The organism is Nocardia sp. NPDC055002, assembly GCF_053608825.1.
The window spans coordinates 660,072-674,128 of sequence record NZ_JBSGWE010000001.1; the positions used below are offsets into that span (position 1 = coordinate 660,072).

Sequence of the window (14,057 nt, forward strand, 5' to 3'; positions counted from 1 at the left end):
GCTCACGGGACCTGACGGGATCGCCGCCTCGGCGACCGCCGTGTTCGGCACCTTTCGACAGGTCAGCCAACCGGTAGAGGTGAGCCTTCTCCACAGCTCTCTTCCCCCACCATCTATGCCGATCCCGGCATCTGAGTTGCGGCTGGCACATATTTAGATGCATATATCGCAATATCGCAGCGTTATGCCGATGGCACTGCGCTGGCCGACGGATTCATCGGCTTCGCAACCATCGGCCGGTGGGTACACACCGCCGATTACCGCGGCGATGTGGAGGTCGCGATCTCCCCTAGCTCGTGGACCAACCCCGCACGGCCCGCACCGGTAGCGTTGGCAAGTGGCCAACCATGAGGAGACGCGGCGATGCCGAAAATTGTACTGTTCGGGGCAACCGGCTACACCGGACGCCTGACGGCCGAAGCCCTCACCGCACGCGGCGCATCGCCCGTGCTGGCGGGACGCAACGGGGCAGCCCTCGAGAAGCTCGGCGCCGAACTCGGCGGCTGCCGGACGGCCGTCGCCGACGTCACCGACCCCGCGTCGGTGCGGGCCCTGCTCGGTCGCGGCGATGTTCTGGTGACGACGGTCGGGCCGTTCCTGCGGCATGGGGGCCCCGCACTGGCCGCAACGATCGCCGCGGGCGCGCATTACATCGATTCCACTGGCGAAGGGCCCTTCATCCGCACCGTGTTCGAGCACGACGACCAGGCCCGTGCCGCCGGTGCGGGGCTGCTCACCGCGTTCGGGTTCGACTACGTGCCGGGCAATCTCGCGGCCGGGCTGGCCTTGCGCGAGGCTCCCACCGCGGTGCGTGCCGACGTCGGCTACTTCATGAAAAGTCCCGGCACCAGCGGTGGTACCCGCGCGTCCATGGCGGGGATGCTGTTCGAGCCCGGCTTCGCCCTGCGCTCCGGACAGGTGGTCACCGAGCGCACCGGGGCGCGTCTGCGTTCCTTCGATGTCGCCGGCGAAAGCCGGACGGGGACATCGATTCCCGGGTCGGAGCATTTCGCGCTGACGCGCTCGCACCCGCACCTGCGAGAAGTCGATGTGTTCCTCGGCTTGCCGCCGCTCGCGGCACAGACGCTGCGCGTCGGCTCACGACTGACCTCGGTCGTCGCACAGGTGCCTGCACTCAAGCGCGGACTCGACGAGGCTTTGGCCCGAACCGTCAAGGGGTCGACCGGAGGCCCCGACGCCGAAGCTCGCCGCCGCAACCGCACCTGGGTGGTCGCCGAAGCTCAGGACGCGACCGGCACGACGCTGGCCACCGTCACCCTGAAGGGCGGCGATCCCTACGATTTCACCGCGGCGATTCTGGCCTGGGCCGCCGACACCGCACTGGGCGGCGGTCTCCTCGGCTCCGGCGCGCTCGGCCCGGTCGACGCGTTCGGTCTGGACGCGCTGTACACCGCCGCCCGCGACGCCGGCTGGTCGCCTCACCCTGGCCCCTCCATCGAGCCGAAGGCAACCTGACACCGGCCGCCACCGCGTTGCAGCGCTAGGCCGCGTGGGTGAGTCGCGCGGCCGCCGCGCCGACGGTCGGTCCCGCGCTGACCAGTGTCCCCATGAACCGATCCTGTTCTCGCGCACCGCGAGTCGCCGCACGGTCGAGTCCGCCGGGCAACAGCCGGGTGACCGAGCGCGCGACGTTGACCGGGATTCGGATCGCCGGGTACCACGGAACGATCGCCGTCGGCAGCCCGAGCGCACGCATCGTGTGGCGGCCGAGGAAAGTCCCCGTCACCGACAGATGCTGGGCATAGGCAAGGCGGCGCCGGATCGTGGGCAGCCGGTCATAGTTCCAAGACAACGGGTCTCGTGACATCGGCACCGCGAGTTGACGGGTCGACTCGTCGGGGTCGGCCAAGGCGGACAGCGTGTGCACCAGGACGCGCACGCCGTCTCGGAAGGAGTGCGGCAGCCACTGTTCCTCGACACCGAGCAGCCAGCCGACGTAGCGGACCAGGTGCGCGGCAGCGTCAGTTTCGGCAGGGGTCAGCAGCAGGCCCAGGCCCATCCCACCGATCGCCGGGGCGATGAAGGCGCCGACGAGCGTGGCCGCCATATCCGTCTGGTTGATGGGCAGGCCCCAGTCCTCGGTCCGCCAGTCCGGCATGGCAGCCACGTGCCTGCGGACGAAGGCGTGGATGAGCCGCACCCGGATCGTGGATCGGTATCCCAGACCCAGCGGGGACAAGCCGTCCTCGGACAGGACATCCATCGCCCACTGCATCGTCTCGGCCCACCGCTGATTGGAGCCTTTTTCCAGCGCTCCCGTGCGCAACAGGGTCTTGTTGAAGCCGGAGAACTGGTAGCCGCCGAGCATGGCGACGTCGCGCGCGACGTACATGCCGTCGGAACCGCCGGTGAGCAGGACCTTGGCCCCGCGCACGAGCTTGTCGTGATCGACCCACGCCGGAACAGTCTCGATCGCGAGGAAGAACTCCCGCAGCGGATCCGGCGCCTCCGGCACCGCAGCGATGCCGTCGGTGAGCGCTCGATCGAACAGCGGGCGTATGCGCTTCGAGTCCGTGGCGACCATCCAGTCCACCAGCCGATCCATCGCGTCGTCACCGACGAGCAGGCCCTCGCCGAGACGCTGCCATTGCGCCGAGTCGGGGCGGTGAACCCCCAGCATCGCCGCGAAGCCACCGACGAGGGGCGGGACGCGGTGGGGACGATCCGGGTGACGGGTGGGAACGGTGGTCATCGACACTCCTCGTTGAGCGCTCCATTGTGGATAACGACTGATATCCAAAATAGGTCGGCTGCTAAAGTCCTGTCAATGGCGCGCGCAGAGGTGGTCCGGTCCTACCGGGGAATCAGCGCGGCGAATCGACGTGACGAGCGCCGCGACAAACTCCTCGCCGCGGGTCGCCAGATCTGGGGCGAGGCCGGCCCGAGCGAAGTCACCGTGCGCCGCGTGTGCGCCGCGTCGGGGTTGACCCCGCGCTACTTCTACGAACATTTCACCACCCGAGACGCACTGGTCCTCGCCGTCGCCGAGCAGGTGCAGGAGGAGCTGTTCACCACCCTCGTCGACGCGAGCCAGGCCGAGCCGGGGACCTTGAAACGCAAACTCCTGCGGGCACTGACGACCTACCTCGACACGATCGCCGACGACCCCAGCATCCACCGCATCATGACCAGCGATACCAGCAGCGTCGCAGGGCTCGAAGAGTTGCGCTCCCGTGCCGTCGGGATCGTTACCGACCTCGTGATGCAGTACAGCGCGGAATTCCTCGATACCCCCGCGAATCCGGAGATCCGGCGCCAGGAAGCACTTTTCGTCGTCGGCGGAATCAACCAGCTGGTGGCGACCTGGCTGGCCGACCCCGGTCGGCCGACCACCGAAGTAGCCGCCCTCTGCACCGAACTCGCACTAGCCGTGGTGAACCGAGCGCCCTGACAGTCGGCGCGGTCGAACAGCTCCACGTCCGGCGAGACGAACAAGGCAGGAACCCCGAGGAATGCCATTTCGGCCGGCGAACCTCAGATCCGCTCCAGATGTAGCAGCGCTTGGTCAGCGACCGATATCCCGGGTACAGACTTCTTCACCGTAGGATTCGCCATGGATCACCTCACCAGCCCCACCGCGACCGCGGTATCGCTGCTGAGTGCGATCGTTCTAGTCGGATGCGGAAGCAGCAGCGATCCTGCCGAGCGCGGCGTGCCACCCGGCTTCAGCACCACCAGCCCGGTGACGAGCAGCTCCCCCGTCTCCTCGGCTCCGCGCTCCCCGGCACCCTTGCCATCGACCACAGTGGCCGTCCCGCCCGGACCGGCACCCCTGCCGCTTCCTCCTCCGCTGCCCACGGTTCCTTCCCGGACACCATCGAGTCCAATCCCGAACTGGGCGCCAGAATCCGCAGCCAATTGCCACCCTTCCTACGAACCCTGCGTGCCCATGGCCAGCGACGTCGATTGCGCGAGCGGCAGCGGCAACGGACCTGAATACACGGGGCGTGTGCGGGTGGTCGGGCCCGACGTCTACGACCTCGACCGCGACGGGGACGGAATCGGCTGCGAACGCGAGTGATGCATTCGTCCTGATGAGGCACAACCACGGCAGAACGCGGGGTCGCCACGAGCGTCTCGTCCAGGTTGGTGCTTCGTCGGCCTTGGAAGCCCGGTCGAGGACCCTGCCAGCTGGGACGTGCCGTAGCCACGACCTGCGTTCGGCAGACCGACCAAGTCCAATCACTTCGGGCGACGACCTCGAATGTGGGATAAACATCGATATGCCGTCGCACCCTGAGCCCGGTACCGGGGCATCGCCACCCAATTCCTTTACTGCACCCGTGAAGCGCGCTCGGCAAGTCTCCGAGACCGCTGGAACTACAACGCTCATCCCAAGTCGGTTCGACCATCCGGATTCCGTCCAGCTGATGACGGAGTACGCCAAAGAACGTCGGTCGATAGTCGGCTTCGACGATCCCCCGAATCTCGATCGACCAGCGCAGTACGAACCTCATCGAGGGTTGTTCATCGTCGCCTACATCGCAGGCGAGCCGGTCGCCTGCGGCGGACTCCGCACGTCATCGCTTGTCGAGCGGGCAGCCGAGATCCGGAAGATGTTCGTGGTGCCGAACCATCGCGCACGCGGGGTGGCCCGACTCGTCCTCTCTGGTCTAGAACAGTTCGCGTTCGAGCACGGCGTCGCCCGGATCATCCTGGAGACCGGCTCGTACAACCGGGCCGCTATGCGCCTCTACGCCTCGGCCGGATACACACCGATCCCGCCCTATGTGCCAGGTCGACCTGATTTCAACCGAGCCTTCGCGAAGACGTTGAAGTCGGAGCCCGTCCCCGCACCGACAGGAATGTACTAACGTGCGGCTACGGCAAGCTGATTGCCGAATATCGCTCTTCCCGACACGAGTGCCGTCGAGTATTACACTGCGCCCATGGCTGTCGGCTCGATCGTCTTCGCGATCATCGTCATCGTGGTCGTAGCGCTCGCGGCCATCGCACTCATCACCGGATTCATCCTGCGCGCAATCCGCCGGACAGCCGAGGCGGCCATCGCGGCGAACTTTGCACCCGGGGAAATCGTGCGCAGTGACCCCGTCGCCAACTACTTCGGCAGCGCCTCGAAGGGCGGGAGGCAGGTGCGCGGCAACGGCGCGCTCGTGCTGACCGATACGCGACTGTGGTTTCGCCGAGCGGGATCGGAGGACGCACTCGAGGTTGCGCTCGCATCGATCACCGCCGTGGATCTCGTGCAGTCCCACGCCGGCAAATCGATCGGTCGCCCGCTGGTCCGTGTGAACTTCGACGATGACAGCGCCGCGTGGTACGTACGCGATTCGACACAGTGGCGCGACGATATCCTGGCCAGGTGCCCGTCAGCGTCTGATCAGTAGTTCGACCGCGCCGCGCGGCCGGCAACGTCAGTCGTTTCCGACCGGAGCCGCTCCCCCGCCGTGTCGCGCTGCTCGAGTACCGCCCGCCACCCTGGCTGTATAGCGAAAAACACTGCCGTAGAGAGTGATCCAGCGACGCCGGTGAATCTCTCCCTCCGTGCGGTCCTACCCGATCCGGCGCGCGCGTGGCGGGTGCGCTGTCTACCGGTTGTGCCCGCCCACGCTGGTATCGAGCGCGCCGAGTTGGAGTTGTGTGGCGAGGGCCTGTAGCGCTTCGGGGTCGTGTGGTGGCACCCGTTCCATCGCGCTGAAAGCCAGGTGGTCGGCGATCAACATGGTGCGCACCTCGGCGTCGGTGAGCTCGCCGGTCAGCGCACCTTCGGGCAGGGTCTGCACCATGGCGAAGGTGGTGTCGACGATCAGCGGCACCAGCGAGGTCGGCATCGACAGCGGGTCGCCCACAACGAGCGCCTCGGTCGCCTTGTTCGTCGCGTCGGCGAGCTCCGGTGAGACGTCCAGCATTCGGTGGACCGCCACGTCGACACTTCGCCGCACCCGATCCAGCATCGTGGTCCAGTGCCTCGCCGAGGACGCCGCAAGGAGCGCGGCGCCGACCTTGCGCCGAAAGGGCGGGGGCGCGTCGACGGCCCCGCACAGGAAAGCCGTCGTGGTGATGGTCATGTGCGCCATCGCCACCCGCGCACCGAAACTCGGGGTGGCGGGACCGAGCCTGGCCAGCAGGGCGAAGCCGCCCAGTGCCGGCACGAGGAGCTGGAGCATGACCTTCCGCTTCAGTTCGTCGCGGTCGGCAACGCCGTAGATCTCGAGCTCGTTGTCGCGCAGGTCGTTGGCGGACTGAGCGATGATGGCGAGACAGCTGGCCAGTTCGCGCAGATCCGCCTCGGGCACAACGGCTTCGGAGGCGAGTTCACACGCGTAGTAGGTGACCCGGCCGAGCACACCTTTGCTGTAGGCGACCCGCGACAGCGGTGAGTCGATATTGCGGGCCATCACCGCTGCGACATCGATGACCACCGCGCCCACACGCTTGCGCCCGGCCGGCGACAGCGCGACGAGCAGAGCGCGGATGTCGCCGATACGCTCGGCCAGGAGCCGGTCGACCGCTTCGCTGTCGCGGGCTTCTGTGCTGACCGAAGGCAGTGCGGCGGGCTTGGTGTCGATGTTGCCGGTGAGGTAGTCCGCGGCGTCCAGGACGGAACAGCTCGCGATCGCGCGATCGCTGAGATCCTCGAAGGCGTCCAGAACTCGGCAGGCCAGCAGGGCGGCGGTGGCCTCTGCCTGCAGGTGGGTGGGCAAAAAGCTCACCGCGATACCGAGGTTACGACCGGCTGGGATCAGTGCCAGCCGGGCCAGCTCCTCAGGTGAGGAGGCGGCCCGTAGCGCGGCCATGTCCGGTGCGCGTCGCAGGTGTCGAAATCCATGGGCGAGCGATCCGATTCTGTTCTGCCTCATCGGGTGATCACTTCCTGTAGCAGTGCACGGAGGTCGTCGCGAGCAGGCGATGGCGGGAAGATGTCCAGTGCTGCGCTCGCCTTCTGTGTGGCGTCGAGGGCAACCGCCCGCGCGGCTGCGGTGGCCCCGCTGTCGATCAGGTCGCTTTGCAGGATCGCGCTCGGGGTGTCCGCGGACAGCCACATCTCCCGCGCGCCGGCGCGCATGTCGAGCCATTCGATCACCGGCCAGGTCGGAACCCGTCGTTCCAGGTCACCCCCTGCGTCCTTGCCCAGCTCGGGACCGCCCTCGACATCACGGACGTCGTCCATGATCTGGAACGCGAGTGCGAGCTCATCGGCGTATGTCATCAGCGCCCGCAGGCGATCGTGATCGGCACCGCCGGCGGTGCCGCCGTAGGAGCACGACAATCGGAACAAGGTGCCGGTCTTGGCGCCGGCGACGAGTCGGTAATGACGGCGCAGCGCGGTCGCATCGACCGCGGGCGGCAGCATTTCGATGAGCTGACCGAAGGACAGATCCGACAGCCCGTCGGAATACGTCACACCGGGCACCTCCCCCAGGCACGCGGACATTCTCGGGTTGTCGGCAAGCACCTCAGCGATCACCTGCACCGCGGCACCTGCCATGTGGAACCCCGCTCTGGCCGCGATGCGCACGCCGAACGCGGCGGGTACCGACGTCGCGCCGCGGCGTAGCAACGATCCGTCACAGATATCGTCGTGCACCAGCGAGGACTCGTGCAGCATCTCCATCGCGCAGGCCAGATCGAGGGCGGCGCGACTGGGTTCGGACCCGACGGGGGCAAGCAGTCCTGCGCTCGCGAGAACCAGACGTGCGCGCACACGCTTGCCAGGAGTGGCGAGGACGTGCCTGCCGATGTCGTCGAAACCTTTACCGCTGATGAGGATTTCGTACAGGCGCGCGTTGACCAGCGTAAGAAGTTCGCGCGTTGCGGAGCCCTGGTGCTCGGCAACCGGCTGAGTCACACTCGGATGTCTGAGCATCAGCGCGACCGGTTCGCCCTGGTGCTGCGGGTTACCTGCCGGACGAGCGTCGTGACGGCGGACTTCGGGTAGCGCGGGATTGTCCATAACGCTGAACTCCTTTGGTGCGGCCATAGGGCGGTGAGATCCGCTGATGGTTCGCTGGGGGCTGGCACGATTCAGGCGGAGTCGTCGGCGTCCTGCCACAGCTACTGTCTGCCGCAACGACAGAGACGTAGCGTCGTGGCCCGTAGATCTGGTATCGCGCTGAAACAGTGAGATTCGGACGTCACGATCCGTGGATGGTCACGTCGACGGGACCGGGACGATGTGGGTACGGTCGGCAAACACCTGCACTCGGACCGTTCACGAAAACGCCATTGTCCGGCGATCGGTCGTCGAAGGGAGCGACGTCGCTCTGCCGACAATTCTACGGCGTCGATCACGTTGCCGCACAGGACATTCGGCGCTTCGTGAGACTCCACGGCGCCGATCTCCGATCTTGTGGGTTTCTGCCCAGTTTCCCGGCCATGACCGGACCGGGGCCTCGTTCCAGAGGGCACCTTCGACGTCCCACGCCCGTGCGTGCCTTCGGATACTTGATCGAATAGTGTTGTGCCACAGTGACTTACCCGAGTCTGGACGCAGCGGACGCGGCCAGGAGTCGACGACGAGGATGCGCGTAGCCGGGACACGAGCCGAAATCGAGGTGTTGCACCAACTGTGGGTAGGTCAATCACCGACGTGGACGTGTGCGGCCCACCTGGCCGGCACGGCCGGATAGGCGTTGCGCATGCTGCGCAACGTTTCGGTGAGCGCGGTCGCCGCCTCGGCCGTGTCGGGCGCCCGGGTGCCGTGCGCGGTGAGCGCGGCGTAGACCGCCTCGGCGGTCTGGGAGCTGTCGGCGGTGTGCCACAGCGTGCCGATGACCCCGCGGAAGCCCGCGAGGTGGAACGCCGACGCCAAGTTCAGCGGCTCGTCGAGCAGAGCCGGGTCGGGGCCCGCGGTGTCGCAGGCGGACAGGAACGCCAGCTGTGCCCGCGTGGTGCGCAGGTCGTGCACGAACGAGGGCACGAACATCCCGTCGCTGAGCACCAGTCCCCCCTGGTCGGGATGCTTCGCCGAGCTGACCGCCCGGCCGTGGCAGGCGAAATGGGCGATCGCGTGCTCGTGCAGCCCCCGCTTGATGGCATCGAAGTCGGCGGCGGCGTCGATCAGCACGCACTCGACTTCAAGCTGTTGTGGACCCGGGTGACGACGGTGTCGACCGGTCCCGCGCTGGTGTGGGCCGCCGCGGCGTTCCTCGCCGCGACCGCGGTGGTGGGGTTGGCGGTCACCGCGCTCGGCGGCGTCGTGATCGCCGCGTGGGCTGCCACGGGCACCGGTGCCGGCAGACCGTTCGCCGCACTGCGCCACCGCCGTTGGCGGCGTGCCACGGTCAAGGCGGACGCCGCGGTCAAGGCGGTGCTGGCTGACCGATCGGACCGCCGGGCGAAGAGCACCGCGCAGCGAGCTGTACTGCGACGCAACGCGATCTCCGAGATCGAACCGGCCTGCCCCACGTGGGCAGGCGACCGGCTGCGGAGCGTGGACGAGCGCGTCAGCCGCGGCACCGGTCTCGACCTGACCACGACGTGGCCGCGATTGTGGCTGGTGCTGCCCGACGCGGCGCGCACCGAGGTGACAGCGGTCCAGGAACGATGTGGCTCCGCCGCCCGCACCCCGGTGTGGGGCTTGGCCTACCTGGCAGTCGGTGTGTACTGGTGGCCGGCGCTCGTGCCGGGAGTGTGGGCATTGCTGGTGTCACGCCGTCGGATCCGCCGTGCGGTGGGTGTCTACGCGGACCTCGTGGAAGCCTCGATCGACCTGTACGCCCGAGACGTCGCCAACCAGCTCGGGTTCGAGCTGACGGGCAGGTTGACACCGGCGATCGGCGAGCAAATGACCGAGGTGCTGCGGAAACAGCCCAGGTAGCCGGCGTCGCCGTTTCTCACCCGCCTCCGACAGCTCGCCGATCGGCGGATCGACATCGCCGAATCAACCAGCGGGCTGGAACAGTTCGATCAGATTGCCGCTCGGGTCGGCGAGCAGGATCTGGCGGCCGCCCGGACCGCTGACGACACCGCTGCGGAATTCGGTCTCTGTCGCGCGAAGGCGTCCGATCTCGGCGTCGAGGTCGGCGACGATCAAGTGGATGCGGTTCGCGCCCGGTCCGGCGCATTCGACGGGGGTGGCGCGAGCGCCGGAGCTGGCTGGACCGGACAGCAACAGTCGCAGCGAGCCGCGGACCACGTCGGCAAAGGCGGGGGCAGCGCTGGTGTGCAGGGTGAAGCCGAGACGATCGGTGTAGAAGTCGACGGCTGCCTGCACGTCCGCGACGAGGTAACGGACGCTGGCGTATTCGGTGGATGTTGGCATCATGCGCTCCTTTTCGTGGGACCGAGGTCGGTGAGGGTCGGCAGCAAATAGCGGATGCGGGTGTCGATCTCGGCGGCGGTGGCCAGGAAATTCGGGTAGCTGTCGTCGTCGCTACCGCTCGAGGCCGCCGGATCGGGGATGCTCCAGTGGATCCACCGGGGGTCGTCGCCGAAGTCGGGGCAGCTCTCACGAGCCTTGTCGCACAAGGTGATCACCGCGTCGAAGCGACGGCCGGTGAGTGTGTCGAGACGGCGAGGACGTCGGTCGATGAGGTCGATGCCGAATTCCGCACGCAGTACCCGAACCGTATTGGTATGCATGGCCGGCTTCGGACGGGTACCGGCGCTGAACACATCGATTCCGCCACCGGCACGGAGTCGCAACAGGGACTCGGCGATCACGGAGCGGGCGCTGTTCCCGGTACACACGAACAGCACCGTCGGCCGCGCCGAGGGCGCGAATCGTAGTGGCGTGGATGCCATGTGAAGCGCTGGATGCAGTGCCGCGCCTGCGGTGGTGAGCAGTTGCGCGGCGCTGTCGAGATCCAGGTGGTAGTAGGTGTCGCGACCATCGTGGCTGCTGCGCGTGGTAGTGACGACGCCACCATCACGCAACAGTCGCAGGTGATAGGAGACCAGATTCTGTGGCTCGCCCACACGGGCTACCAGTTCGCGCACGCGATAGTCGCCGGCGGACAGCTCGGTCAGCAGTCGCCACCGCAGCGGATGAGCGGCCAGGAGAACAAACGATGGAACAGTGTGACGAGCCGACGTCATACGCCAAGGATACACCGAACCCATCAATTCCATTTGATGCATTCGGTAGGTCCAACAGCCAGCGGCCCGCCTACGTCAGGCGTCGGAGCGCGGACCGGTCGTAGCGGTCAGAGCCGTGGCGAGGTCCCGGTGGATCGAAATCCACTCGGTCATCCCGGCGAGGTCGATCACGCGCGCGACGGTCGCGGCGGCCCGCCCGCCGGCGAGATGCGTCCCGATGCCGCGGCGGTCCAGCTGCTGCGCCAGGTCGGCGACGACCATGATGGCACGTACCGACAGGAACGTGACCTCGGCCAGATCGACGACGAGATGACCGTCGCCGGCGGACGCCGGGACAGCCGACTCGAGCAGGCCCCGCCAGCGCGGCAGGGTGTAGGCGTCGATCTCCCCACGAGCATGCAGCACGATGACCTGTCCTGCGGATTCCGCTTCGGCACCCAAGCGGCGGCAGGGATCGGCAGCCGGGTCGCCGACTGCGGGCGAGCGGGTTTCGTCGGGACGATTGTTCAACGGACTCAATTCTTCAGCACCGGAGAGCAGTGCGCTGCCAACTGTCCTGTGTGCTCAAGATCGGGCTGACAACCCCATTCCAGCACGCGGCCCGGCAACTGCCTTGCCCCGTCGCCGCCCTGGCATCCAGTTGTTCGCTATCGGTCCTGATTCACGGTGATCGGCCTTCGCATTTCGTCTCCGCGCCCGGGCGCCGCAGAGACGACACGCGGTGTGCCGAGGGCGAGACAACGGGTGCGTCGCCTGTTGCCGAGCCGGTAAAATGGAGCCGGTAACCATACGGGCGCGGTCGTCCGGCGCCCCGCCTTCGCCGCCGTGCCCTTCATCGCGTGTCCACGGAGGGAGCGTCGTGCAAGGTCTGAATTTCGAGAGCGACGACCTCGCCGCGACCGAGGAGTTCCTCAACAACGCCTACACCCGGGTGCAGATCGGCAACCACGGCCCGCATCAGGTACGCGCCCGGATCCGTCGCGAGATGCTCGGTTCGATCAACTTCGACCAGCTCGAGATGGGTTTCGACATGACCTACGATGCCGACCCGCTCGGCCGGGTCTGCCTGGTCACCGTGCACAGTGGCCGGATCGAGGAGAACTATCACGACAGCGGCACCGACACCTTCACCCCCGGGCAGACAGGTCTGCTCACCCCCCACGACCTGCCCTACTCGGGGGTCATCCGAACCAGCCGCTACGACATCACCATGTTCGACCCCGCGATCTTGAACCGTATGGCCACTGCCGCGGGCGGGAACCGAGTGCGCGTGGACGGGCACCGACCTGTCACTGTCGCGGCCGGACAGCGGCTGCGGCGGGTGATCATTCATCTGCAGCAGATCGCCGCGGACCCCGACGCGGCGAGCAGCCCGCTCACTGTCACGACCGCCTCGGATTATCTCGCCGCGACCGTGCTGGCCACCATGCCGACGACCGCCGAGCACGAGCCCAGCGCCACCGATCGTCATGACGCTCACCCCCACACCGTGCGCCGCGCCATCGCGTATCTGGAGTCGCATCTGGGTGACAGGATCGCGATCAGCGACGTCGCAGCGGCGACCTTTGTCACGCCGCGCGCCCTGCAGCTCGCCTTTCGCCGTCACCTGAACACGACGCCGCTCGAGTACCTGCAGCGACTGCGCCTTGCCGCGGCGCACGAGCAACTCGGCGCCGCGCTGCCCGGTGACGGTCAGACGGTCTCGACCATCGCCTACCGATGGGGCTTCACCCATCCGGGCCGCTTCGCCACGGCCTACCGCCAACGCTACGGTCAGCCACCGAGCCAGACCCTGCGCGAATGAGCGCTGCTGCATTACGTCGCGAACGCAGTGCGAGCTCAGCGCGACCGAGGAGGTCGGGGCCGTCTCACGCCCGAGCGAACCGCATGTCCACCACGGTGCCCGCCGACGATGTGCTGACCTCGAACTCACTGCTGAGAGCGCGCATGATGCCCATCCCACGCCCACGTGACTGATCGGCGTCGGGGTCAGGGGTCGACCAGCGTCCCTCGTCGATCACGACGGTGTGGACGTGAGTCTCGGTGAGCGCCGCAGTGACGCGTATTGTGCCGCCGCCGCCACGGTGACCGTGCTCGACGGCGTTGGTACACGCCTCGCCGACGGCGAGCACAATGTCGTATGCCTGGTCCGGGTCGACCGGCACCTCGGTCAGCCAGGCCTGCAGCGCGTGGCGTACTTCGGCCAACCGCGCGGCCTCTGCCGAGAAATCGATCTCGAACGGTTTCACGGCGCTGTGCTGCCGAGATGGGTGCGTCGTCACCTGATGCCTCCCTCTCCATCTCGACGTCCAACGAATCCGCGAGAACACCCGCGCCATTGGCAGTACCCCTGCGGTATCCGGATATGCCGCGTCCGGGCGTGACAAAACCCTCTCGCCGCAGCCCTGCGGATACGTCCGAGCCAGGGTACCCCGATGCGGCGCAACGGTTTGCGGCCCGAGCTGATGGGGTAGGTTGCTTGGGCAAGAATCGCTCGCACATTCGCCGACCCGGCGAAGCTAGAGGCAAGAGGTAGAAAAGTGGCGAATCGCAACCGAGGAGACCTTCGGTGAGTGTAGAAGGCGGCTTCCGAGACCTCGACGTGCAGACACGAGCACAAGACGACTTCGAAATCCTTTCCGTACGCGGTGAAGTTGACATGGCCTCGGCGCCCCAGTTGCAAGCGGCGCTGGAGAAGGCACAGCAGGGCGGCAGGACACTGGTGGTCGATATGACCCAGGTCGGCTTCCTCGGCTCGGCCGGTCTCAGCGCGTTGCTGGTCGTGTCCAAGGCCGCGCCCTATCAGCTGCGCGTGGTCGCCTCCCACGAGGTGGCTCGACCGATCGAATTGACCGGGCTGGACAAGCTGCTCGCCGTCTACGCCACCCTGGAAGCGGCGATCGCCGCGGAGCCGAACGCGCACTAGGTCCGGAGTCGCGGGGGGGGGGCGCCCGCGGCGCCCGCCCCCCCCGCCCCCACAACAACAGAAAGGCCCTGAAGGAGACGGGCGAAGAAGTGCTGACGCCCGCGGGTGG

Annotated in this window: 17 protein-coding genes; 8 read left to right on the forward strand and 9 right to left on the reverse strand. The window is 67.4% G+C overall.

Annotated elements, in window-relative coordinates; genetic code table 11:
* Nucleotides 1–363 precede the first annotated feature (363 nt).
* Nucleotides 364–1,476, forward strand: a complete 1,113-nt coding sequence (locus tag ACWF99_RS03140) for a saccharopine dehydrogenase family protein (RefSeq protein WP_452534356.1) — start codon at nucleotides 364–366, stop codon at nucleotides 1,474–1,476.
* A gap of 25 nt (nucleotides 1,477–1,501) precedes the next feature.
* Here ACWF99_RS03140 and ACWF99_RS03145 read toward each other — a convergent pair whose 3' ends face one another.
* Nucleotides 1,502–2,713: an oxygenase MpaB family protein gene (locus tag ACWF99_RS03145; protein WP_452534358.1), complete on the reverse strand. Its 1,212-nt coding sequence runs from the start codon at nucleotides 2,711–2,713 to the stop codon at nucleotides 1,502–1,504.
* A gap of 75 nt (nucleotides 2,714–2,788) precedes the next feature.
* Here ACWF99_RS03145 and ACWF99_RS03150 point away from each other — a divergent pair, with 75 nt between their 5' ends.
* Nucleotides 2,789–3,412 (forward strand): TetR/AcrR family transcriptional regulator, encoded by a 624-nt coding sequence (locus ACWF99_RS03150; protein ID WP_378629591.1) that lies wholly within the window; start codon nucleotides 2,789–2,791, stop codon nucleotides 3,410–3,412.
* 167 nt (nucleotides 3,413–3,579) lie between these two features.
* Here ACWF99_RS03150 and ACWF99_RS03155 read toward each other — a convergent pair whose 3' ends face one another.
* The gene (locus tag ACWF99_RS03155) at nucleotides 3,580–3,765 is read right to left on the reverse strand and encodes a hypothetical protein (protein WP_452534359.1); all 186 of its coding nucleotides are present in this window, start codon (nucleotides 3,763–3,765) and stop codon (nucleotides 3,580–3,582) included.
* Nucleotides 3,766–3,910: 145 nt separating this feature from the next.
* On the opposite strand from ACWF99_RS03155, the gene ACWF99_RS03160 reads away from it, so the two are divergent.
* The 3 genes from ACWF99_RS03160 to ACWF99_RS03170 all read left to right on the forward strand — a co-directional run bounded on the left by ACWF99_RS03160 (nucleotide 3,911) and on the right by ACWF99_RS03170 (nucleotide 5,369).
* Nucleotides 3,911–4,042, forward strand: a complete 132-nt coding sequence (locus tag ACWF99_RS03160; RefSeq protein WP_378658830.1) for a hypothetical protein — start codon at nucleotides 3,911–3,913, stop codon at nucleotides 4,040–4,042.
* Nucleotides 4,043–4,391: 349 nt separating this feature from the next.
* Nucleotides 4,392–4,835 carry a GNAT family N-acetyltransferase gene (locus ACWF99_RS03165; protein ID WP_378629598.1) on the forward strand — a complete coding sequence of 148 codons (444 nt, stop codon included), beginning with the start codon at nucleotides 4,392–4,394 and terminating at the stop codon, nucleotides 4,833–4,835.
* Nucleotides 4,836–4,949: 114 nt separating this feature from the next.
* Nucleotides 4,950–5,369 carry a hypothetical protein gene (locus tag ACWF99_RS03170; RefSeq protein WP_452534362.1) on the forward strand — a complete coding sequence of 140 codons (420 nt, stop codon included), beginning with the start codon at nucleotides 4,950–4,952 and terminating at the stop codon, nucleotides 5,367–5,369.
* Nucleotides 5,370–5,570: 201 nt separating this feature from the next.
* Here ACWF99_RS03170 and ACWF99_RS03175 read toward each other — a convergent pair whose 3' ends face one another.
* From ACWF99_RS03175 to ACWF99_RS03185, 3 genes are all read right to left on the reverse strand, one after another.
* The gene (locus tag ACWF99_RS03175; RefSeq protein WP_452534364.1) at nucleotides 5,571–6,842 is read right to left on the reverse strand and encodes a hypothetical protein; all 1,272 of its coding nucleotides are present in this window, start codon (nucleotides 6,840–6,842) and stop codon (nucleotides 5,571–5,573) included.
* Complete coding sequence (locus tag ACWF99_RS03180; RefSeq protein ID WP_452534365.1) at nucleotides 6,839–7,936, reverse strand: polyprenyl synthetase family protein; 1,098 nt, start codon at nucleotides 7,934–7,936, stop codon at nucleotides 6,839–6,841. The genes ACWF99_RS03175 and ACWF99_RS03180 overlap by 4 nt, the downstream gene beginning before the upstream one ends.
* A 624-nt stretch (nucleotides 7,937–8,560) precedes the next feature.
* Nucleotides 8,561–9,049 carry a CHAT domain-containing protein gene (locus tag ACWF99_RS03185; RefSeq protein WP_452534367.1) on the reverse strand — a complete coding sequence of 163 codons (489 nt, stop codon included), beginning with the start codon at nucleotides 9,047–9,049 and terminating at the stop codon, nucleotides 8,561–8,563.
* Between the two features lie 39 nt (nucleotides 9,050–9,088).
* Between ACWF99_RS03185 and ACWF99_RS03190 the strand changes: the two genes are divergently transcribed.
* On the forward strand, nucleotides 9,089–9,802 hold the full coding sequence (locus ACWF99_RS03190) for a hypothetical protein (protein ID WP_452534369.1): 714 nt from the start codon (nucleotides 9,089–9,091) through the stop codon (nucleotides 9,800–9,802).
* A gap of 63 nt (nucleotides 9,803–9,865) precedes the next feature.
* On the opposite strand, the gene ACWF99_RS03195 is transcribed toward ACWF99_RS03190, so the two are convergent.
* The 3 genes from ACWF99_RS03195 to ACWF99_RS03205 form a co-directional block, all read right to left on the reverse strand.
* On the reverse strand, nucleotides 9,866–10,246 hold the full coding sequence (locus ACWF99_RS03195; protein WP_378629614.1) for a VOC family protein: 381 nt from the start codon (nucleotides 10,244–10,246) through the stop codon (nucleotides 9,866–9,868).
* Nucleotides 10,246–11,022 (reverse strand): arsenate reductase/protein-tyrosine-phosphatase family protein, encoded by a 777-nt coding sequence (locus ACWF99_RS03200; protein ID WP_452534371.1) that lies wholly within the window; start codon nucleotides 11,020–11,022, stop codon nucleotides 10,246–10,248. The genes ACWF99_RS03195 and ACWF99_RS03200 overlap by 1 nt, the downstream gene beginning before the upstream one ends.
* A gap of 75 nt (nucleotides 11,023–11,097) precedes the next feature.
* On the reverse strand, nucleotides 11,098–11,532 hold the full coding sequence (locus ACWF99_RS03205) for an STAS domain-containing protein (protein WP_452534373.1): 435 nt from the start codon (nucleotides 11,530–11,532) through the stop codon (nucleotides 11,098–11,100).
* Between the two features lie 349 nt (nucleotides 11,533–11,881).
* Between ACWF99_RS03205 and ACWF99_RS03210 the strand changes: the two genes are divergently transcribed.
* Nucleotides 11,882–12,826 (forward strand): helix-turn-helix transcriptional regulator, encoded by a 945-nt coding sequence (locus tag ACWF99_RS03210; RefSeq protein ID WP_378629618.1) that lies wholly within the window; start codon nucleotides 11,882–11,884, stop codon nucleotides 12,824–12,826.
* Between the two features lie 64 nt (nucleotides 12,827–12,890).
* Here ACWF99_RS03210 and ACWF99_RS03215 read toward each other — a convergent pair whose 3' ends face one another.
* A complete protein-coding gene (locus tag ACWF99_RS03215) occupies nucleotides 12,891–13,304 on the reverse strand; it encodes an ATP-binding protein (RefSeq protein ID WP_378629620.1) in 414 nt (137 codons plus the stop codon).
* A 287-nt stretch (nucleotides 13,305–13,591) separates the two neighbouring features.
* Between ACWF99_RS03215 and ACWF99_RS03220 the strand changes: the two genes are divergently transcribed.
* The gene (locus tag ACWF99_RS03220) at nucleotides 13,592–13,948 is read left to right on the forward strand and encodes an STAS domain-containing protein (RefSeq protein ID WP_378629621.1); all 357 of its coding nucleotides are present in this window, start codon (nucleotides 13,592–13,594) and stop codon (nucleotides 13,946–13,948) included.
* Nucleotides 13,949–14,057: the final 109 nt, after the last annotated feature.